Genomic DNA, 21,578 nt, shown 5'->3' on the forward strand with positions numbered 1-21,578 from the left:
GCATATAAGGGATAAAATGACCATTAACTTCAACAGTAAAGTACGTTTTAATCGCCTCTATCGCTCTAGTGGAAACATCGATAATGCCCTGATATTTGACCCTGATAATATAAAACCAGCCAGTTTATCCAGTTTTGAAAGTGACAGAGGAAGAATCATCAATTCGGCTGCCATTCGTCGCTTACAACAAAAAACGCAGGTATTCCCTTTAGAAAGAAATTCCGCTGTTCGAAGCCGCTTAACCCATTCAATGGAAGTTCAACAAGTGGGTCGGTATATTGTCCAAGAGGTATTTAGGCTATTAGATAAACAGGAAAAAGAGCACTATCACTTAGATCAGTTGGAGCGACAATTTGAATCTATTGTTGAGATGTCTTGCCTCATGCACGATGTTGGTAATCCACCCTTTGGTCACTTTGGTGAACAAGCGATTAATTGTTGGTTTAAAAAACAATTACATACCCTTATAGCCACCAATACCGCTGAAGCTAAAATCGAACTTCCTGAGCCACTTTATCGAGACCTATCAAACTTTGAAGGTAATGCCCAAGCCATTCGATTGGTCCACACTCTACTCGAGTTAAACCTGACCTTCTCACAGGTATCCGGCATTCTAAAATACACTCGTCGGGCAGACCAACTCAGCCCCAAAGAACTTAAAAAACAAAATCCAAACTATAACGATGAATTGAGTTATTTGAAAAAGAAGGTCGGTTATTACGTGAGTGAAGACGACTACGTCTCTCGTTTACGCACCTGCTTAAGCATGGAAGAAGGCTGCCGCTCGCCATTCTCTTATATTATGGAAGCCGCCGATGATATCTCTTATGGTATTGCCGATATAGAAGATACCGTAGAAAAAAACATTATTGACCCATCCCACTTAGAAAAAATCTTAATTGATGAGTATTCCAATCTATTAGCCAAATATAAAAACGCAGCCGCTAATGAAATGAAAGACATCGTAAAATTGGCTTCAGAAAGTGCCCATAGAGCAAATAATTGCGCAACTAGCCATTTCTTCATTACACTTCGAATGGAGATCAACAAACGAGTTCCGAATTACGCCGCTAACCAATTTATTGAAAACATTGATGCTATCTATCACGGGCGCTTTAATCGAGCATTAATTGAAGACGAAAGCACCGAACATGCGTTAGTGCAAACACTTAAGAACATCGCAGTAAAATACGCCATCTGCGCGCCAGAAGTGGACGCCCGCAAATTACAAGGTTATCGAATTATTACCGGGCTGTTGGATATCTATAAACCGCTTATCGAGCTTGATAACGAGACTTTTACTCAAATTGTTGAAGGCGAAGAGGATACTCCCCTTTATGAAACACGCCTATTCAATAAACTCCCGAGTAAGCACCTACGTGCTTACACCAATGCCTTGAAAGAAGAGGCAATTGCCAATCTACCTTATGACTTTACACCTGATGTTTGGGAGTTTTATTTTCGGGTACGACTGATTCAAGACTATATCAGTGGCATGACCGACCAATTTGCCTTTGACGAATATCGCGCACTGATGGTGATAGACCCGAGTTAACGTCACGCTACCTACCTGCACAGATAAGAACGAATTAGAAATGACAACGGTGATTAACTGTTTGAATGAGCTGATTATAGAAGATGAACTACGAGATGCTTCTCGCCTTTAAGTTACGTATGCATTCCCACGCTGGAGCGTGGAAACGAGAGACGCGAGACGCGAGATCGTGGGAACGAGAGAAGGCATGGTCGTGGAAACGAGAACCATGTCCCTGTAAACTTTAGAGGCTCATATCAAGCTTATTGTTTGGTTTATCTCCTTTAAGTATTTGGGACGATATACTCTTGATTTCTGATTGCACGTAGGTTCAATAATCTGGGTCATCAATCGTCCTTTCTTTAATGTGCTTAGGAACAAATCGACTCATCTCCATGTTAAAGTCTTTACGAACCTCGTTCTCTTGCAGTAGCTTATCAACTTGAATATGAAGTGCCTGCGTAAAGTCGGCTTTAGCCTTGTTTCTCGCTTCCAGTTTTTTATCGATCAGAACAGTTGAAACACCAATACCTCTCTGCTTTATCTAGATAATATCCCACACGTCACGCGGTTTTATCCGCCTTGCACGGTACGCCAAGGCAATAAATTTATCGGCCAATGTTTCTTCTAAGGATTGAACAGGGATAAGTAGACCTTCTGTTGGCACAACAATATTATAGTGGTTTATCAGCGCTCTCTTTTCAGCATCAAAAGATGGAATAGCACAGACGTCTATATGCATTTTCTGGCGTGGCAAACCCGGGCGATTGGCTTCTTTGTGTGTGTGAACTCAATAACGCCATATGGGGTTGAAAATGTTCCATTTCGTCCCTTTGTGACCACCGTTAGCCTATCCATTAGTATTTGTGAAATGTCACCAGTATCGCTAAGCATATAGGCCAACTCTGGCGCGGTATGGATGCCGCCACCCGCCTTAACTGCACTTGAAAATGCAGATAATAATTTATCTTTCTTCGTCATATTGGTCTACATTTTATTACCTTTTAGGTAATGCATTGAAGACCATAACTGCTAATTTCCCTGAGATATACGACCTATCGTAGATTGTTCTTACAATAAAACGAAGGGTTACTGACCTTGAATGGAAATGAGAGATTACCGTTAGTTTTTCTAGTGTATTCGCGACGAGTTTTTGTATCGCGTCGAAACAGCATTTTTTGACACAAATAGTACATAGTTTATTCACTCAATCGCAGTATGATACTGTTTACGCGCAAGAAATACTCAATAGATGGAGTTCTATATGTTTAAAAATCAATTAACGGTGTTACTTACCGCTTGCTTATATGTTTTTTCTTTTATCGCTCAATCCGCCAGTTTTGATACCGTTGTTTTAGGGAATAAAGGGGGGATACAAGATGGTAACCTAACGGCTTTTTTAATTAAAAGTGAACAAGATCCTAATTTTGTTATGCTCGATTCAGGAACAGTTGTTAATGGATTAATTGTTGCAGAGAAACAAGGCGCATTTGATCACATTGCTTTGCCAGATAATTCACCGTTTACCAAAGTGGGTTATATTTTAAATGAAAAGATTAAAGGTTATTTAATTAGTCATGCGCATTTAGATCATGTAGCGGGTTTGATTATCTCCTCACCAGATGACAGTAAAAAACCTATTTACGCATTAGAAGCAACCAATCAAGATCTGATGAATAACTATTTTAACTGGTCAGCATGGCCTAATTTTACCAACAAAGGACGTGGTTTTAAGCTTAATAAATACAATTATGTTGACCTAAACCCTACTCAATGGAGTACGATTTCAAATACGACAATGAGTGTTATGGCATTGCCTCTTTCTCATTCTGGTGGGCAGTCTACCGTATTTATCTTGAAAAATAGTAAGGATGATGTGTTTGCTTACTTTGGTGATACGGGTCCAGATGAAGTTGAAAAAAGCTCGGCATTGCATAGTGCTTGGTCAACATTGGCCACTTTTATTGAACAAGGTAAATTAAAGGGCATTGTCATTGAGGTTTCTTTCACTAATAAAACACCTGATAAATTTTTATTTGGCCATTTAACACCAAACTGGTTGATAAAAGAATTAACGGTATTAGAAGAAATGAATGGTACTGGTTCTTTAGAAGGGTTAAATGTGGTTATAAGCCACATTAAATACAGCTTAAAAAATGGCGAAGACCCTAAAGTTACCATTCAAAAACAATTGGCCAATAAAAACAAATTGGGTGTCAATTTTATCTTCCCGAAGCAAGGAGACGCATTGCAGTTTTAACATAAGTGGTTGCTTATATCTGTGAGTGCCCTTCGACATCTCTTTGAACTCAATGTTGAACAAGAATGAGCTAGAGCTTTCTCTCTAGCTCATATGATTTAAAAGATGCAACCACACTTTGATTTATCGAGTATAAAGCCCGCCATTTACATCAATAGACTCGCCGTTTACAAAGGTATTCTCTATACAAAATCGTATAGCAGAAGCAACATCATCGGCCGTTCCGTTTCGTTTTAACGGGTTATTTTCACGCCAATCTAAGACTTGCTGCTTCGTACTCATTTTTTCATGAAACGGTGTCTCAATCACCCCAGGAGATACCGAATTCACGCGGATTTTTGGTGCGAGTTCTCTTGCTGCACCTCTGGTGAAAGTATCTACCGCACCTTTTGCCGCCGCATACAGTGTGGTACCCGGGCCACCATGCCTTGTTGCAATAGAGGTTAGATTAACGATGCAAGGAGCCTCTGATTTTTTCAATAACGGAACCGCAAGAGAGGTTACTTGAAATAGGCTAAACGTGTTCAGCCTAAAAATTGATTCCATCGTTTTCCAATTGAAGTTCTCAATTTTTTCTCTCGTTATCATCCCACCTGCATTATTGACCAGAGCATCGAGCTTATCAGTCATATCAGCCACTTTCGCAAAAAGCTCATTACACCCTTCTTCAGTACGCAAATCCGCTTTAATAAACTCAACGCTTTTGGCCCGATAGTCTTGCAACAACGTTGCCTTTAAAGCAAAAGCCTCATCAGAAGATTGATAATAGGTAAGAATCAACTCATTATCTTCGGCAAGAAACTTGGCTGTGGTAGCACCAATCCCTGTACTTGCACCCGTGATTAAGTAAGTTGCCATAATTAGCCTTTTTGAGAGCTTGCTTCGTTATAAGCCTTGATGAACATCTGTGCATTTTTTCTGATTTCTTCATCAGAAAGATTAGGTGAATACAGAGAACTACCAAGCCCAAAACCGTCAATACCTACGTCAAGATATGGCTTCATGCTGTCTACATCAGGGTCAATTCCTCCAACAGCAAAACAGAGAGCCTCTTTTGGTAAAACGGATTTCAACGCTTTCACACCACTTGTTCCTAGCATTGTTACAGGGAATAGTTTAATTCCGCTTGCTCCTGCCTGAAGTGCATTAAAAGCTTCCGTTGGCGTAATTAAACCTGGATAAACCTGACAACCCGCTGCTACACCAAGTTTAACAACACTTTCGTTATAGTTAGGAGTGACAATGAGTTTAGCACCCACTGCAATAACTTGTTCAGCAAGCTCAGCTGTTGTAACCGTACCCGCACCGATTAGATAATCGTCGCCAAACTCGTTCACCATTAACTCGATACTTTTAAGCGCGTCAGGTGAGTTTAACGGCACTTCAATCGCTTTAAAGCCGCTATCAATAAGAATTTTACCTATACGGAGTGCATCTTTTGGTTCAATACCTCGTAAAATAGCAATCAAAGGTACATCAGTTTTTGGATCAAATTGCTGTGTCATTTTCAATTTCCTGTTTAATTAGTAACATACCATCAATAAAGCACGCATCTCCGCTATAGAATTCGCTTGCCTTATGGGTGGTATCACATGCTAGTTGATAGCGACTGCATAATTTTTCATTTCCGACCAGATAGGTCGATTCGCTATCAAGCTCTTTCAGTTCACTTCCAATTAAGATTCCAGATAAGAAGTCATCAACTTCACTCTCTTCTATTTGAGTGAAGAGTTTTCCTGTTCTTGCTTTAAATATTTGGCTTGTTGCTCCGCCATTTTGCCCAGACAGCACACCTTTAACGAATGCTGAGTGCGACAAATTTTGTTGAGGGAGATCTCTGCCGATAATGGTGTGCTCTCTGATCACAGAAAACAGTTCACCCGTCATGTATGAATCAAACTGCACTAATTCATCACCTCTAACGATAACGTGCTTACTATGCGTGCCGGGGAAAACCGCAGAAAACGAGCTATTATTAACCTTATTGATGAGACCGAATACTTGAACTTCTTCTCCTCGCATTACATCAAATTCGTCATTTTCTGTGTTATGACTAATTCCTGGCACTATGTATGCTGTTGCACCCCAAGGTAGCGTAAATCTGTACGTTTTATCCGCCAGTTTGCTCACGCTGGTTGGCGTGCTCACGTAAGGCACATTGACCCATCCATTTAAGCTTCCAACCATTCCAGCCATATAAATAGGAAGTTCTTGATAGCCTGAAATCCAAGGCTCCAATGCTTGTTCAAGCTCTTTTGCAAACTCACCATCAATGACTTGTTTCAAGCCCATAGGCAGTTCAATTTGGGCATGAACGTTATTTTCATGATTAATTGCAAAGGCTCTGAAGTTAGTCGTGCCCCAATCGACAATTAGAAAGTCGATATCTTTTTTCGATAACATGTAATTAGAACTCGCTGATTAATTAATTTTGTATTGCTTGATAATGTCAATATCGATGTCCACACCAATACCCGGCTTCGTGGGGATGGTCACTTTCCCATCCACGTAATGAATACCATCGCAAATGAGATCCTTTCGGAATGGATGAGAAGATTGATCAAATTCAAGCATAGGCTCAATTGGATTTAGAGATAATGGATTACATGGAATCGAAGCGATAAACTGCAATGAGGCGGCAATACCAACGCCGGAACCCCACACATGAGGGATCAACGTTGTGTGACTAGCCTGAGCCATAGCGGCAATTTTCTTACACTCCGTAAAGCCACCACTTGAACATAAATCAGGTTGGATAATGTCTAGCGAACGTTTCTCAAGCCATGGACGATAACCCATCTTGCCAAACACTTGTTCACCCGCAGCAATGGAAGTCGGAGAGCCTAATTTGATTTCTCTGTAGCCGTCGATATCTTCAGGAGCAAGTAACTCTTCAAGGAAGTGAAGATTGTATTTTTCGGTTTCACTAATTAGCTTGCGGGCCTGTGCGACATTATAAGCACCGTTTGCATCGGCCATAATTTTAATATCATCACTAACGGCTTCACGCACTGCTTTAATAAGTTTAATATCTTCTTCAATGCCGAAACCGATTTTTAATTTAAACGCTTTAAAACCATTCTTAACATGCAGCCTGGCTTCGGCTTGAGAGTCTTGTGGGTATTGGCCATCGGCAACACGGTAGAAACCTGTCGCGTAAGGCGTCACTTCACTTCTAAATGCGCCGCCTAGCAATTTATGAATAGGCTTATTAAGCGCCTTACCCATAATATCCCAAAGGGCAATATCGACACCGCTTGCAGCATTGACGGTTGCGCCACTTTGCCCAAATGGGCGAGAAAGGTTGTACATCTCTTCCCATAAGCACTCAACATCAAAAGGGTCGCGCCCAATTAATAAAGCCTTATAGCTATGCTCAATAATTGCAGCGGCGATCATTGGGCTTTGCAGACCATGGCAAAGTGATTCACCAAAACCAACAATTCCTTCATCAGTAACAATTTCGACAATTACCGCACTTCTATTTTTTGCCCATCCTTGAGAAAAATAAAATGGATTATCCAGTGGAACTGAAATTGCGTGAGGAATAACATCTATAATTTTCATAAAATTCTCTCTAAACCATTGTATTTATGTTGTTTTGTTTCTTCTTTACCACTCTACTTTTAATTATCGGAAATAACAGTGAAACGACAATAAGAGTAAAGAAAATCCAGCAAATTCCGGTTGACAAGAATGTCGAATAATCTCCACGAGACATAAGCAGAGCACGTCTAAAGTTACTTTCCGCCATTGGACCCAATATCAGACCTAAAATTACAGGAGAAGCTGATATATCGAGTTTTTGGAAGAAGTAACCCACAATGCCGAAAAACAGCATCACGATAACATCAAACATGTTGTTATTTAGAGCGTAACTACCGACAAAACACAACAGCATGATGGTTGGAACTAATACTGGTTTAGGGACAGAAAGAACCTTTGTAAAAAGTCGAACTGAGCTCAAACCTAGGATTAGCATGAAAACATTAGCGATCAATAAACCAATAAAAATGGCATAAACCGTTGATGCATCGTTTTGGAATAGCAGTGGACCCGGTTGAATACCCTGAACCGTTAAAGAACCAATCATAATTGCCGCTACAGCATCACCCGGAACGCCAAGACATAGCATCGGAATTAACGCACCACCTGTTACACCATTGTTTGCAGATTCTGGAGCTGAAATCCCTTCAGGTGATCCTTTACCGAATTCTTCTGGGGTTTTTGAAATACTTTTCGCTTGTCCATAGGCAATGAATGAAGCGATATCGGCACCGACTCCCGGAATCGTACCTACAAATGCACCTAAGCTACCAAATGGGATGCTAGTTTTAATGATGACCTTCCAGTCTGAACCTTTTGGAAGAACACGTTTAATTTTTCCTGTGGCTTTACTTTTTACATTGATTTCTTCAACACCAATGAATGCTTGAGACATTGCAAAAAGGCCAATCATGACAGGAATGAAATTGACTCCTGAATACAGGTTAACATTGTCAAAAGTGAAACGGAGGTTACTCGTAATATCATCAAGTCCGATAGTGGCGATAAACATACCAAGGAAGCCACTGATCAAACCAAGGAACAGAGACTTACCTGATATTGATGAGATAATACACAGACCAAACACGGCCAACATAAAGAATTCTGGTGCACTGAACTTTAAAGCAAATTCGGCTAAAATTGGAGCGATTAAAATGAGGAAAACACAACTAATTATTCCTCCAATAAAAGAGCTGATAGTAGAAATACCAAGTGCTCTACCTGCCTCGCCTCGCGAAGCCATTTTATACCCATCAAGAGCGGTAGCGGCTGACGCAGGTGTTCCTGGTGTATTAAGCAGTATCGCGGATAAAGAACCACCATACACTGCACCCACGTACACACCAATTAACAAAAGAATACTTGGAACCGCTTCCATTCCGAAAGTTAAAGGCAGCACAAGTGCAACACCCATCGTGGTTGTTAATCCCGGTAGGCAGCCAATACACATACCACCAGCTACGCCCACCAGAAGATATAAAATGACGCTTGGTTGTAGCACCAAGTCTAATGCTTCAATTAACATTTTAAATAAACCTTAGAATAAAATTCCAAAACGGAATGGCACATTTAGTGCGTAGTTAAATACACCATAAACCATACCAACAATGGCGCATGAAAATAACACTCGTTTAATAAGTGGGAAGTTACCGTACCAAGTAAATAAACCAAAAGTTAACGCTAACGAGCTCACTACAAAGCCGACTATATTCATACAAATAAAATAAAAGACAAGAACCCCCATTGTCATATAAACTCTTACATTATCATTATTCAAGAGTTCTAATGGTTCGCTAACTTTACTTCCAAAAGTTTTAATTAAAAAAATAACACCAGAAGCCAAAATGGCACAGGAAATAAGAATTGGCCATACAGCCGGACCGGGTATCCCTCTGCGAGAGGCTGGCAAGTCATTAGAAAAATATAAAGCAGTTACAGCAAATAAAATAAATATTATCGCTGAAGTTAAATGGGCTTTACGCATAATTATCGTTCTCAAGTTGATGAGGCTTATTCGTTAATGAATAAGCCTCTCAGGTATTTACTGGTTCAGCTTTAGTTTCGTAATAAGTTCTTTAAAGAAGATGTCTTCACGTTCTAGTTTCTTAGCAAACTCATCTGATTTAATTACTTCGATATCATTGTTCGTGTTTGCCATAAATGTTTTGAATGTGTCGGTCTCCACTGCCTCTAAAATTGCATCAGTTAGGAAATCAACCGTTGATTGTGGCGTTCCTTTAGGAACCATGAAACCACGCCACGTACCAATCACTACATCGTAACCAAGTTCCTGTGCAGTTGGAACGTTTGGTGCATCTTTTAAACGGTTAGGCGCTAGAACTGCTAGTGAGCGTAATTTTCCCGCTTCCACTTGTGCAGCAACTTCTGCATATGAAACTGAAACAGCGTCTAAGTGGCTACCAAGTAGGGCGGTGATTGCAGCAGAAGAACCTTTGTAAGGGACGTGAGTAAATTGTGTGTCTGCTTTTACTTCTAAACCTGCACCAGCAAGGTGCCAAATGCTGCCTGTACCAGAGTTACCAAACAATAGGTTGTTCTCTCTAGAGTCTTTGACAAGGTCTTCTAGGGTTTTATATGGAGAGTCTGCTGGTACAGTAATTGCCGCATAGCCAGAGTTTACAATTGCAAGAGGCGTTAGTTTTTTATAATCAAGGCTAGCGCCGTAACCTTGGTGCGGAAGCATCACAAGTTCAGGGGCAACCATACCTATAGTACGACCATCAGGCTTACTATTTTGAGCATAAGACATACCAATAGCGCCAGCACCACCCGTACGGTTCTCTGCTGCGATACCTTCTGGGAACTTATCTTTAATAGCTTCAACAAGGGCACGGCTTACACTATCTGAACCACCACCCGCAGAGTATGGAACAATCACTTTTACAGGCGCGTCAGGATATGTTGAAGTTGCACCAGCTGTAGTAGCGATAGATGTGCTCGCGATAACAGCAGACATCAATACATTTTTAAATATTTTTTTCATTGTATTAACCTTATTACATTAAGGAGAAGCTTCTTTAGCCTCGTAACGGGAACCATATAGATTTATATATGGTTTTTTAATTAATTTTCGACATTAATAAAACGACTAAGATTGATTGGTTATAATTTAATTAATTTATTTGTTCTGGTGAAGATTATTAAACTGCTTCTAATCTAATTAAGTTGCTTAGAAATACTCTTACTATAGCTTTGAATGATAGGTATTAATTCATTCATACGATAATCATCCATGTAATCTTTTATACTAGTCACTGAAATAGCCGCAATAATATTACCATTCTTATTACGAATAGGAGCAGCTACACATCGAACAAAATCTTCGTTATCTTCTAAGTCAAAACTATAATCGCCTTGTGAATAACGTTCCATTCTCAGTAACATATCATCAAATTTATTCGGTATCTGTTCTTGAATTAGTCGATGCCATTCAGTTTTAGGCATATCAATCATTAATGACTTACCAATTCCAGTTGCTGCTATTGGAAGGCGGTCTCCAACTTTAGAGCGTAATTGAATGGTTCGATTTCCTGGAATTTTATCTAGATAAAAAATTTGGTCTTCATCTTTAATCCCTAGATGAACCGTGTCATTCGTCAGGTTTTTCAGTTCTTCCAAAAATGGTCTAGCTAAGTGTTTCAGGGGCATTGATTGAGTTGCAATATTTCCCAACGTGATGAGTTTCGTGCCTAAAGTAAAACCAATACCTTTCACATCACGAATGAGATGCAGAGAGATCAGCGTTTGTAGCATTCGATGAACCGTGGAGCTCGGTATATTAACTCTTTCAGAAATTGCTTTAAGGTTACGATCCCCCATTGCAACGGCATCAATAATGTTAATCGCTTTCACGACTGACTGGTTCTGACTCATAACTGTTCTTCTAATCAAACTATCAACGACGCTAATATAAAATTTTACTGTCTTCCTAACTGTGACCGTCGCCTCATTTCCATTCTGTGAGATTATATTCCCACTGAGTGGGAATATAACAAAGATCGTTTAAAAGGCAGATCTTTTTCATACGCCAAAGTTGTTGGTTTCAGATAGACGTAACTAGTTCTATGATCTTATTCAAGGCTTTAACATTGGTAGGTATAACACCTGTAGTGGTAAGGTGAATTCGGTCACTAACATAAGACTGTTAAGCGGCGTGTCCTATGAAAGTTTTTGCATAGTTTTTAGCGTTGTTACTAACCATTACTGTTTTGTATCAACGTCGACAAAAGTCAGGTAATCCATTTGGCTTGTTTTTTAAAGACAGATCAACAGAAAATTCGACTTAAAGCGCCCACTCCACATTTGCTGATTTTGGAAACTAGAGCCGCTACATACTATAGAAACAATCCCCAAAATCACTGAGTAAACCTCGGGAGCTTCTAAGGCGAAAACGCTCTTTTTCAATAATGGCCTCGGTAATTCTATCGATTCGAAACAATCTCGGTGCTGCTCTCAGTTCGTCCCAACCTAAAAGATACCATGCGGGCCAATTAAGCAATATATACTGGGGTTCAATCCGCCTTTTGGTTTTTATCCCTTTTTCTGAAATGTAGCCAATGGAGAGTTTTTGCTGCTGTATAAATGCTTGGCTAACGTCCTTTAAAAAAGGGGAATAGGTATTCATTACTGTATTAGCAACTGGGTTGGAAGCGATACTACCTACCAGTACGCGTTGCCGTAAGAGGTTAATGCGTTTTCTCTGTTCATCGTTTAGAAAAAAAGTGAGCTTATTTTTCACACTCGATATGGTGTCTCCCAATATGGGGCAGTTAAGTGATTCGGTTAGTGCGAGTGCCATCAAGGTATTTAAAATTTCTTCATCACTCAAAAAAAACTTAGGAGGGCGAGCCATACCTCTCAGTTCTATCCCGCCTCCTGCACCACGCTCTGCTTCAATATCGTAACCTTGTTGACGTAACAAAGAAATATCTCGTGAGATACTTCTCATTGAAACACCTAATGAATTGGCTAGTTCTCTAGCTGTCCATAGATTTTTGTTTTCTAATAGACCAATAATGTGAACTAGCCTTTCTTGCCTATTTTGAAAGCTGCGCAATATAAATATGCCATTCAGTGTCTTATTTATCGTTAGCATAACACTTCATTTCTGGTTGAGACAGAGCCAATGCATAGGCTCTGAGTAATGAACGTTTCTTAACCAAATTATTAGAAAGTCTAAATAAGGAAAGTAGACATGAAAACACTTACGACAGGTTTTACCGCGGCAATTTTGGCCTCTTCTGTTAGCGCAGCGTCCACATTTGAGATTGTAAACACTAAGTTTATTGACGGCGTTAATTATCAAGAACAGCAAGAAGCAATGGAGAGTTTAAATTCAGTAGTAAAACATTTTGATGGTTTTCAGAGTCGTAGTTATTTTTATAGTAAAGAGCTTAATCGTTGGACCGATATTGTTGTTTGGGAGAACGCGGAACTTGCCCAATCTGCAACCTTAAAGGCGATGGAAAACCCAAAAGCACGACAAATTTTTTCTAAAATGGATATGGAAAATTCGATTTTTTCACACTATCAATCTATAGGACACATAGAAGCCGAATAAGCCATTAAATGATGGGATAATGACCAGTGCAGGGTTTCCCGTTGTTGGCTTTATATCTTCTAAGTAGAAAACGCGCCTTTAGGTATGTATCTCCGTAATCTGTCTATAGAAGAAATAAGAAACTATAAATCAATTAATAAGGTGTGACGTTAATGTCTCATTCAGAAACTAGCTGCCTATGTGGCTCGGTAAAAATTATTGCAGAGGAAGTAAACCCTAAATTTACTGTGTGCCATTGCCAATCATGTAGAACATGGGGCGGAGCACCATTCTTTGCTGTGAAATGTGGTTCAAAAGTAGAAGTCGAAGGTACTGACTTCGTCAAAATGTACGAATCGTCATCATGGGCGTCGAGAGGTTTTTGTTCCGAATGTGGGACTCATCTTTTTTATAAACTTAACGCAACGGGCGAGTACAACATGCCAGTTGGTCTGTTTCCGAACTTAAATGGATTGGAAATGGATATGCAGTATTTCAGTGACATGAGGCCAAGTTATTATTGTTTTTCAAATGAAACGAAAGAGATGACCACCGCAGAGATAATGGCCTATTTTGCAGATAAAGTGTAAATACAAAAATTAGTGCTTTAAAAAAGGATGAGTTGATCGTGTTATAGCGGAGCTATCAAACTCCGTTATTTCAATATTGATGTCATCGTGTATCTATCCATTAAGTCATGCAATACAAGTAATACTTTTCAAAGGAGTCAAGATGATTAAGGGAAGCTGTTGTTGTGAGTCGGTTCAATTCGAGTTGGCAGAAGAACCCAGTATGATGGGGACTTGCCATTGTAGTCGCTGCCGTAAAGTCGGGGCAAGCTCGTTGGTTTTTGTCAAATCTGATCAATTTAAGATTACTGCTGGCCGAGAAAAAATAACGACCTTTAAGGCTGAACCACCGTATGAATATGACCGATGTTTTTGTTCGGTCTGTGGTACTTCACTTGGTGAAGTTCTATCGAAAATGGACTCTTTTCCAATAAACGCACACTGTATAGATACTGAGTTGGAAATCGAAAACAAATTTCATGAATTTGTTTCTGAAAAACCAAGTTGGTTAAAAATCGGCGATAACGCAAAACAATTTCATGAACACACACACGAGTAATAAAAAAATTCTGTTTTGGCGACTCCATTGGTGCTTTAGCTCTTTTTTCGGCACCAAAATCTAAACATAGACAGAGAAGCCTATCGTCATGAGCTCGCATTGAAGGCTGTTGAAATTCGGTTCAGAAGGGAAATAGTGGTTCTGCTTGATTATCTAAAGAGCAAAGATAGCATCATGGATAACTCGGTTATCTACTCATGAAAACCGCGCTTAACTATTTAATTAAGCGAATAAAACGGATGGGCTGTATGGGGTTTATCATCTTTTAGTTACATATGTATTCCCACGCCGAAGCGTGGGAACGAGAAAACCCCTACTGCCCTTTCTTCTCTACAATAGGGTGCACCAAAATATCCACTAAACTGGTATTAATTAATTGGCGAGACGTCGAAATAAAGTGACTCCAAAAATCGTGGTGATGGCCGCATATCAGTAAGTCAATTTCATGTTTTTCTATCACATCAGGGAGTTTGTTACTTATATTGCCTGTCCCAACTAATGCCACCTTAATCGGTACTTCCGAACGGCTAATAAAACGTTCGAAGTAACGGTTGGTTTTTTCCGAAACGTTTGACTTACTCTCCGACAAGTTCATGTCGAAAAATTCGGTGTAAATTTCCCCGTGGGTGCTATCAATATAAATCAGTGAGACATCGGCGTTAAACTTTTTGGCGTAAACCGCCGCCTTGTCAATGAGTGAGTCACTTTCGTCTGAAAGCTCTACGGCAACTAGAATGTGTTTATACATGCGGCTACTTCCTCAATCTGTTGATACGAAATATCGTGATTACATGAAGTAGAGTACCACTACGGAACGTTTGATTTTGTTCGTGAATTCGCATTTTTCTGATGTTCAGTAAAACAAGATTTGACACCCAAAAACAACGTGAATACTACTCCAGAAAATCCAAAAGCTCAGCGGCAATAAAATCAAACACCACTCTCACTCGGCGGCTGGTATTGAGCTCTCGGTGCGTGGTCAGCCATATCGGAAAAACAAACGGGTCTAATTCAGTTGGCACCCTTTCTACCAACGGTTCCGAGTCACCGATATTCTCGGGCATGATACCAATGCCTAAGCCCTGTTTTACTAGCTCCCAGTGTGTAATGTAGTTTTCACTGATGATAGGAAAATTATCATGCGTAAGATGTAAGCCCCGACTATTAAGCTCTTTGATCAACATTCCGCTGCGGTCGAAGCTGATGTAACTGGCCTTATTTAGATCATCAAGACAGCTTAGATTACCCAACTCATTAAGATAGGCGGGCGTAGCGTAAAAACGAGCCGCCACTTCCTTTATCTTTCTCGCAATCAACTCCGGTTGCGTAGGACGAAAGTTCCGAATGGCAATGTCTGCCTCTCGGCGCATTAGGTCGCTGGTTTTGTTGGTAGATATAATCTCTATGCGAATCTGCGGGTGTTGTTTGCGCAGCTTTGCAATGATCTTGGGCAACCAAAATGCCGCGTGAACCTCGCTGGCGCTGATACAGATTGTCCCTTCAATGTTTTGTGATATGCCACAGGCGGTAAGCGATGCGAGGTTAGCGGCATTCCCCATTGCCCGAATATGGTCAAGAAGCTCTAACCCCCCGGGGGTAAGAATAAGCCCCTGTCCGACACGTTCAAACAGCACAATACCCAACTCCTGCTCTAGCGCAGTAACTTGGCGGCCAAGTGTCGGCTGCGTCATCTTTAAAGCCCGTGCAGCAGCAGAGAAAGAGCCCTCTTCTGCGGTGACTAAAAAGGCACGAGCCCTATTCCAGTCAAAATTAATCGATTGCCAATCCATACGTAAATGCATACCTGTTGTGTTTATATCGACATACCTATCCTACATGGCGAGTGTTACGATCGCCATCTGAAATAGTAAAGAACCCACAATAATCAGGAGGACACAATGAAAACAGTATTAGTGTTAGGGGCCAGCGGCGCAACGGGTCAGTTAGTGGTACAACAGTGTCTTGAGAAAGGTATCAACGTGACGGCCATTGTCCGCGCTGAAAGCGCACTGCCGGAATCGTTTAACGAGCAATCCTCCTTACAATTGCATTCACAAGCACTTTTACAGGTTATAAAGGCCGACATCTCTATGCTGCCAACCGATGAACTTGCGGTCCATCTTGAGTCGTGCAACGCCGTTATATCGTGTTTGGGTCATAACCTCACTGCCAAGGGGATGTTTGGCCAGCCGAGAAAACTTGTCACCGATGCCGTCACAAAAGTGGCCAATACACTAGAGACAATGACGCTAGAGCATGAGGTAAAGTTTATCCTTATGAATACAACAGGCAATAGCAATGACGATATCCCCGAGAAGCCCCCCGTTTCGCAAAGGATGGTTATTTCTGCACTACGTTGGGTACTGCCCCCACACCTCGATAACGAAAAAGCGGCCGACTTTCTTCGCCTTCAAATAGGCCAACAACATAAACATTTTGAATGGGTTGTGGTTCGTCCAGACAGCCTGACAGACGAACCCTTTGTCAGCCGATACGAGTTACATAACTCGCCGCTTAGGAATGTCATTTTTGACGCGGGTAAAACCAGCCGTATAAACGTCGCCAATTTCATGTTTAATCTGATCAGTGATGAGGTTCTATGGGATCAGTGGAAGGGAAAGATGCCGGTTATTTATAATCGCGTATGACTCTACGCGACCAAATCCAACAATTACCGGATAAAAAGTGCGATGTAGTCATACCAATACAATCAATTGTTGACGTTTCATTACCTTGATATATACTTGACTAATCAACTACTATTCAATTATTAATCAACGACTACACAAGGTAATAATTATGTCTTTAATGCCACAATCCAACCTTTTAATCGAGCATTCGTTTATCAGTTCAACATTAAACAAAAAGGTGGACTCTTGCTTAAGCCCACATGGTATCAGCTTTACCGAGTATACCATTATGTACCACCTACACAGTGCTGAAGGGATGGTCATGAGCAGAATTCAATTAGCAAACAATATTGGTTTAACCGCGTCTGGCATTACTCGTCTTTTAGCGCCAATGGAAAAGATTCACATTGTGGTAAAAGAGAGCAACCCAAGGGATGCACGGCAAAGTTTGGTCCGCCTTTCTTCGGCTGGCGAGCAGCTATTTCAGGATGCCTCCGTCGCGGTTGAACACACCGCTCAATCTGCATTCTCTCTGTTTTCGAAGAAAGAACTGCAACTGCTCAGCGAACTAAACAACAAAATAAAGTAATTATCGCTAAAGCTCATTCGTTTTTAAACGATGTTGGTAAGGTAAATCTATTATGAATAAAAGTAACATACATATTATATTTGGTCCTATTGGGGCCGGTAAAAGTACGTTTGCTCAACAGTTAGCGAAGCAACACAACGCCATGATTTTTTCCATCGACGAATGGTTTAAAACGCTTTATTTCGATGACATGAATGGTATGCCTGAGCTTAATTGGACATTTGAGCGAGTTACCAGGTGTGAAAACCAAATATGGTCGGTCGCTAAGCAGTCGATAAGCTTAGGATATAATGTGATTTTTGACCTAGGGTTACTAAAAATAGCCGACCGAGAAAGAATCAACACCTTGAGCGAAGAGTTGAATGTTGAAAAACATTTTTATTTCTTAACTACCGATCTCGCCACACGTCAGTCTCGAGTGATAAAGCGAAATACAGAAACCGGCAATACCTTCAGTTTCTCGGTATCTCCACAAATGTTTGAGATAGCAAACGCCATGTTTGAAGAACCAAGTGACGCGGAGTTGATCTATTCAACGGTCATTGATACCAGTGAAAACAAACTTCCAAGGACGTCACCATAATAACGTCGGCATTATCTACTGCCGCATGCTGCTATAAAACGCAAAGAAGGTGATCGATTGTTAGAGAACACTCGTATTGATACTTAAGGAAAACGAATCTTTAGGGAAAACGATGGTCAACAACATTGCAATCATTGGCAGTTCAGGTGCTATTGGAAGTGCATTGATGCAGCAGTTATCAAGTCTACACCCGAATGCCATTATCCACGCTTTCTCTCGACATCACACGGCAGAAGAAACCGATAATCTACGCTGTCATTCCATCGATTATGAAAGAGAAGATTCCATTCAACAAGCCGCTTTGTTGGCGTCGAAAGCCGTTCCCCTTGATATGGTCATTGTTGCGACAGGCATTTTACATGACGGTGAGCTCAAACCGGAAAAGTGCCTTATGGATCTATCGGAGCACAATTTCCAGCGCCTATTTCAGGTGAATACCATTCAGCCTGCGCTTGTCGCCAAGTATTTTTTACCCAAGCTGAATCGTAAACATCGCACGATATTTGCGGTACTTTCGGCGCGGGTGGGCAGCATCTCTGATAATCGGCTTGGTGGTTGGTATGCTTATCGGGCGTCTAAAGCCGCGCTAAATATGCTTATCAAAAGCGCCTCGATTGAGATAGGCAGAAGCAACAAACAAGCAATCGTTGTTACTCTGCATCCCGGAACAGTGAACAGCCATTTGTCTGAGCCATTTAAGCATAACGTACCAGAAGACAAGTTATTCACGCCTGCGTTCTCGGCCGCATCATTGCTCAACGTCGTCGCAAACCTAACCCCAACCGACAGCGGGAAATGCTTCGCATGGGATGGCGAGGAAATTGAGCCCTAATCATCGTGGTGAACCACTTTTACCAGATTCAACATCATCGCCCACACCGATTACTTAAATAAGCGCTTCAGCAAGGCCGTAAAATCTTGGTTGGCTTGGTCTTCTTGGACATGTCTAAAATCACTGATCACAGGTTTGCCTGCCACATAAACATGGCGAATAAGGTTCTCGTTACACGCAAAAATCCAACGATTAATGATATCTTCACTTTTACTGGCGGCGATAAAAGGATGCTGATGATCAAGTACCATAAAGTCGGCTCGGTGACCGACAGCCAATCCCAGTTTTACATTCGACGCCTGATTACCACCTTGTTGTGCCTGTTGAAATAGAAAATCGCCAACATGATTTTGCTGCGGGTTATACAACCTATTGCGTTGCTGATCTCGTAGACGCTGGCCATATTCTAATGTGCGTAATTCATCGGCTATCGATAAGCTCACATGACTATCTGAACCTATCCCCCAACGCCCTTTCTCGCGCATAAATTCAGCCGCAGGAAACAACCCATCACCTAAGTTCGCTTCCGTCGTAGGGCACAACCCTGCGACCGCGTGATGCTGGGCAATCGACATCATCTCTTCATTGCTTAGGTGTGTGGCGTGCACCAAACACCATCTTTCATCTAGGCCAATTTCGTTCACTAACCACTGCACGGGGCGCTGACCACTCCACCCTAAACAGTCTTGTACTTCTTTTTGCTGCTCTGCAATATGGATATGTATCGGCATGTTATCCGGAGTTTCGGCCAACACATCGTGGATTTGGTCCTGTGTTACCGCTCGTAAGGAGTGAAAACAGACACCGATTTGGTGTAGGTCATGATTCGCCACTATTTTTTGACAACCTTGATGAATAGACAGGTATTGGTCGGTCGTATTGATAAATCGGGCCTGTCCAGCACTGGCCGATTGCCCCCCAAAACCCGAATGGCTATAAAGTACCGGCAACAAAGTTAGCCCTAATCCGGCGGTATTGGCTGATTGAATAAGCTGCTGCGCCATTTCTTCTTTTTGGCTATAGGGTTGACCAGAGTTCTGATGATGCAGATAGTGAAACTCTGCCACCTGACTGTAGCCCGCCTTTAATAGGTCGATATACAGCTGGGTCGCGATGATACCAACATCATCCGGCGTCAGTTTTTGCACCATCTTATACATAAGGTCACGCCAGCTCCAAAAGCTGTCGTTTGGATTTAGGCTCACCTCTGCCATTCCAGCCATCGCACGTTGAAAGGCGTGGGAATGAAGGTTCGCCATGGTGGGTAGCGTAGGGCCAGTTAATCGAATCGCCTCATCGGCTTTCGTATCTTGGGTGATCGTATGTATCACGCCATCAAGCACCTCAATACGAACGTTGTTCGCCCATCCTTTTGCAAGGAAAGCTTGCTCAGCAAAATATACTTGGCTTGTCATGAGGACCCTCTTGATTGTTGTCTTGATAGAATTCAGTGTACCAGAATCAATCTTGTCTATACAAGTTGTGTAATTTGCTATACAAAACCTGTTATGCATGCGAAATAGTGGTTATAATTCCATTTAATCAGACGATAACCACTGCTATTCTTCAATACGCACAGGTCAAACAAGGCACAACTATGGTCGAAACCACCACCAGCATGATGTACAGCCTATCGGAATCGATCGAGGATTCTCCAGCGCCCATCTATGCCAGAGTTAAACAAGCCATCTGTGCGAAAATTGATAGCGGAGAATGGAAAACCGATCAGCGAGTGCCGTCAGAATCTGAAATGGTGAAGGCCTTGGGTGTTAGCCGTATGACGGTGAATAGAGCCCTACGAGAGCTAACTGGCGAAGGGATATTGGCACGTCAACAGGGCGTCGGAACCTTCGTTGCAAAGAGCCTCCCAAAGAAAAAAGCGCATTCTGGTCTGTTTGAAGTCCACAACATTGCCGAGGAAATCGCGGCACGAGGCCACCAACACAAGGCCGAGTTAATAGAATTGACGCAATCTAAAGCCAACATGGAAGAGGCGATGAACCTTGGCGTTCGGACCAATCACCCCATTTTTCGCGCTCGAATCTTGCACCTAGAAGACGAGTCGCCGATTCAGATAGAAGAGCGTGTCGTCAACGCCACCCTCGCACCCGACTACGATAAGCAGGAATTTCAACATAACGCCACGTATGACTACCTAATGAAGGTGGCCCCCATGACCGAAGGCGAACACCTTGTAGAAGCGGTAATAGCCACACCCGAAGAGTGCCAACTATTACAGATAGACATAAGCGAACCCTGTTTGCAGATCAAACGCCGTACTTGGTCTAATGATCAACTGGTCACAACCGCGCGGCTTTTATCTCCCGGTTCTCGCTTTCAATTATTCGGTCATTTTGGACAGTAAACTCGTTTAATAAACAGTCCTCTTCGTCAGTTCTGTCAGTTTTCGTCATCACTGCCAGTACCCGTCATTTCTATAACCCTTCGTCATTCCTGCCACCCTTCGTCATTCCTGCCACCCTTCGTCATTCCTGCCACCCTTCGTCATCCCTGCCACCCTTCGTCATCCCTGCCACCCTTCGTCATCCCTACCACCCTTCGTCATCCCCATGAAAATGGGGATCTAGTATCACAACAACCAAGATTCCCGTTTTCACGGGAATGACGAAGTATTTAGCATTAACCGAACAACATTAGGTTTTCACGGGTGTGACGAAAAGGCATTATTGGTGGACGATAGTGGCAATAAACAATGGTTTGCTTACGCCTAACGTTCACCCGCCCTGCTTTTCTTGATCAAAACTCGCTACCTTTGCTTAAAAAACTTGCACTCCTTGGGATTTGCTTTTATTGTTTATAGTAACTTGTATATACATGTAGCATCATCTTGTTATTCCTAAATTGGAGTTACTCATGAATGCAGCAAAAAAACGAAACAGTAGATGTAATGGAGAC

The 21,578-nt window shown here is 41.7% G+C and carries 24 protein-coding genes; 10 read left to right on the plus strand and 14 right to left on the minus strand.

From position 1 onward, the window contains the following. Window positions 1-16: 16 nt before the first annotated feature. On the plus strand, window positions 17-1,555 hold the full coding sequence (gene dgt, locus AACW90_RS15790) for a dGTPase (protein WP_390236254.1): 1,539 nt from the start codon (window positions 17-19) through the stop codon (window positions 1,553-1,555). 523 nt (window positions 1,556-2,078) lie between these two features. On the opposite strand, the gene AACW90_RS15795 is transcribed toward dgt, so the two are convergent. Then, window positions 2,079-2,276: a nucleotidyl transferase AbiEii/AbiGii toxin family protein gene (locus AACW90_RS15795; RefSeq protein ID WP_390236257.1), complete on the minus strand. Its 198-nt coding sequence runs from the start codon at window positions 2,274-2,276 to the stop codon at window positions 2,079-2,081. Next, the gene (locus tag AACW90_RS15800; protein ID WP_390236338.1) at window positions 2,267-2,515 is read right to left on the minus strand and encodes a hypothetical protein; all 249 of its coding nucleotides are present in this window, start codon (window positions 2,513-2,515) and stop codon (window positions 2,267-2,269) included. The genes AACW90_RS15795 and AACW90_RS15800 overlap by 10 nt, the downstream gene beginning before the upstream one ends. A gap of 283 nt (window positions 2,516-2,798) precedes the next feature. Here AACW90_RS15800 and AACW90_RS15805 point away from each other — a divergent pair, with 283 nt between their 5' ends. After that, window positions 2,799-3,794, plus strand: a complete 996-nt coding sequence (locus AACW90_RS15805) for an MBL fold metallo-hydrolase (RefSeq protein ID WP_390236260.1) — start codon at window positions 2,799-2,801, stop codon at window positions 3,792-3,794. A gap of 123 nt (window positions 3,795-3,917) precedes the next feature. Here the strand turns inward: AACW90_RS15805 and AACW90_RS15810 are convergent, their stop codons facing one another. The 9 genes from AACW90_RS15810 to AACW90_RS15850 form a co-directional block, all read right to left on the minus strand. Beyond that, window positions 3,918-4,652, minus strand: a complete 735-nt coding sequence (locus AACW90_RS15810; protein WP_390236263.1) for an SDR family NAD(P)-dependent oxidoreductase — start codon at window positions 4,650-4,652, stop codon at window positions 3,918-3,920. Window positions 4,653-4,654: 2 nt separating this feature from the next. Further along, window positions 4,655-5,299, minus strand: coding sequence for a 2-dehydro-3-deoxy-6-phosphogalactonate aldolase (locus AACW90_RS15815; RefSeq protein WP_390236265.1), 645 nt, complete (start codon window positions 5,297-5,299; stop codon window positions 4,655-4,657). Further along, entirely contained in the window at window positions 5,283-6,197 is a 915-nt protein-coding gene (locus AACW90_RS15820; RefSeq protein WP_390236266.1) for a 2-dehydro-3-deoxygalactonokinase, read from the minus strand. Before AACW90_RS15820 ends, AACW90_RS15815 begins: the two co-directional genes overlap by 17 nt. A gap of 18 nt (window positions 6,198-6,215) precedes the next feature. Then, window positions 6,216-7,361 carry a mandelate racemase/muconate lactonizing enzyme family protein gene (locus tag AACW90_RS15825; protein WP_390236269.1) on the minus strand — a complete coding sequence of 382 codons (1,146 nt, stop codon included), beginning with the start codon at window positions 7,359-7,361 and terminating at the stop codon, window positions 6,216-6,218. A 10-nt stretch (window positions 7,362-7,371) separates the two neighbouring features. Beyond that, complete coding sequence (locus AACW90_RS15830) at window positions 7,372-8,865, minus strand: tripartite tricarboxylate transporter permease (protein ID WP_390236272.1); 1,494 nt, start codon at window positions 8,863-8,865, stop codon at window positions 7,372-7,374. A 12-nt stretch (window positions 8,866-8,877) separates the two neighbouring features. After that, a complete protein-coding gene (locus AACW90_RS15835) occupies window positions 8,878-9,324 on the minus strand; it encodes a tripartite tricarboxylate transporter TctB family protein (protein ID WP_390236274.1) in 447 nt (148 codons plus the stop codon). 57 nt (window positions 9,325-9,381) lie between these two features. Further along, window positions 9,382-10,344 carry a Bug family tripartite tricarboxylate transporter substrate binding protein gene (locus AACW90_RS15840; RefSeq protein ID WP_390236277.1) on the minus strand — a complete coding sequence of 321 codons (963 nt, stop codon included), beginning with the start codon at window positions 10,342-10,344 and terminating at the stop codon, window positions 9,382-9,384. 173 nt (window positions 10,345-10,517) lie between these two features. Then, entirely contained in the window at window positions 10,518-11,234 is a 717-nt protein-coding gene (locus AACW90_RS15845) for an IclR family transcriptional regulator (RefSeq protein ID WP_390236280.1), read from the minus strand. A 454-nt stretch (window positions 11,235-11,688) separates the two neighbouring features. Further along, complete coding sequence (locus tag AACW90_RS15850) at window positions 11,689-12,456, minus strand: helix-turn-helix transcriptional regulator (protein WP_390236283.1); 768 nt, start codon at window positions 12,454-12,456, stop codon at window positions 11,689-11,691. Window positions 12,457-12,555: 99 nt separating this feature from the next. On the opposite strand from AACW90_RS15850, the gene AACW90_RS15855 reads away from it, so the two are divergent. The 3 genes from AACW90_RS15855 to AACW90_RS15865 all read left to right on the plus strand — a co-directional run bounded on the left by AACW90_RS15855 (window position 12,556) and on the right by AACW90_RS15865 (window position 14,028). Continuing rightward, on the plus strand, window positions 12,556-12,921 hold the full coding sequence (locus AACW90_RS15855) for a hypothetical protein (RefSeq protein WP_390236286.1): 366 nt from the start codon (window positions 12,556-12,558) through the stop codon (window positions 12,919-12,921). Between the two features lie 152 nt (window positions 12,922-13,073). Then, window positions 13,074-13,490 carry a GFA family protein gene (locus tag AACW90_RS15860; protein WP_390236288.1) on the plus strand — a complete coding sequence of 139 codons (417 nt, stop codon included), beginning with the start codon at window positions 13,074-13,076 and terminating at the stop codon, window positions 13,488-13,490. Window positions 13,491-13,632: 142 nt separating this feature from the next. Continuing rightward, on the plus strand, window positions 13,633-14,028 hold the full coding sequence (locus AACW90_RS15865) for a GFA family protein (protein ID WP_390236290.1): 396 nt from the start codon (window positions 13,633-13,635) through the stop codon (window positions 14,026-14,028). A 313-nt stretch (window positions 14,029-14,341) separates the two neighbouring features. On the opposite strand, the gene AACW90_RS15870 is transcribed toward AACW90_RS15865, so the two are convergent. Then, on the minus strand, window positions 14,342-14,776 hold the full coding sequence (locus tag AACW90_RS15870) for a universal stress protein (protein ID WP_390236292.1): 435 nt from the start codon (window positions 14,774-14,776) through the stop codon (window positions 14,342-14,344). A gap of 145 nt (window positions 14,777-14,921) precedes the next feature. After that, on the minus strand, window positions 14,922-15,818 hold the full coding sequence (locus tag AACW90_RS15875) for a LysR family transcriptional regulator (protein ID WP_390236294.1): 897 nt from the start codon (window positions 15,816-15,818) through the stop codon (window positions 14,922-14,924). A gap of 108 nt (window positions 15,819-15,926) precedes the next feature. Between AACW90_RS15875 and AACW90_RS15880 the strand changes: the two genes are divergently transcribed. From AACW90_RS15880 to AACW90_RS15895, 4 genes are all read left to right on the plus strand, one after another. Continuing rightward, window positions 15,927-16,676, plus strand: a complete 750-nt coding sequence (locus AACW90_RS15880) for an NAD(P)-dependent oxidoreductase (RefSeq protein ID WP_390236296.1) — start codon at window positions 15,927-15,929, stop codon at window positions 16,674-16,676. Window positions 16,677-16,827: 151 nt separating this feature from the next. Then, complete coding sequence (locus AACW90_RS15885; RefSeq protein WP_390236299.1) at window positions 16,828-17,247, plus strand: MarR family winged helix-turn-helix transcriptional regulator; 420 nt, start codon at window positions 16,828-16,830, stop codon at window positions 17,245-17,247. Window positions 17,248-17,299: 52 nt separating this feature from the next. Then, entirely contained in the window at window positions 17,300-17,830 is a 531-nt protein-coding gene (locus AACW90_RS15890) for a P-loop nucleotide/nucleoside kinase family protein (protein WP_390236301.1), read from the plus strand. 112 nt (window positions 17,831-17,942) lie between these two features. Then, window positions 17,943-18,662 carry an SDR family NAD(P)-dependent oxidoreductase gene (locus AACW90_RS15895; protein WP_390236303.1) on the plus strand — a complete coding sequence of 240 codons (720 nt, stop codon included), beginning with the start codon at window positions 17,943-17,945 and terminating at the stop codon, window positions 18,660-18,662. Window positions 18,663-18,712: 50 nt separating this feature from the next. Here the strand turns inward: AACW90_RS15895 and AACW90_RS15900 are convergent, their stop codons facing one another. Further along, window positions 18,713-20,077, minus strand: a complete 1,365-nt coding sequence (locus AACW90_RS15900) for a formimidoylglutamate deiminase (RefSeq protein WP_390236305.1) — start codon at window positions 20,075-20,077, stop codon at window positions 18,713-18,715. Between the two features lie 182 nt (window positions 20,078-20,259). Here AACW90_RS15900 and hutC point away from each other — a divergent pair, with 182 nt between their 5' ends. Next, the gene (gene hutC / locus AACW90_RS15905) at window positions 20,260-21,027 is read left to right on the plus strand and encodes a histidine utilization transcriptional repressor HutC (RefSeq protein ID WP_390236307.1); all 768 of its coding nucleotides are present in this window, start codon (window positions 20,260-20,262) and stop codon (window positions 21,025-21,027) included. Window positions 21,028-21,578: the final 551 nt, after the last annotated feature.

It is taken from the genome of Vibrio frigidus (genome assembly GCF_042465995.1).
Lineage (GTDB): Bacteria > Pseudomonadota > Gammaproteobacteria > Enterobacterales > Vibrionaceae > Vibrio.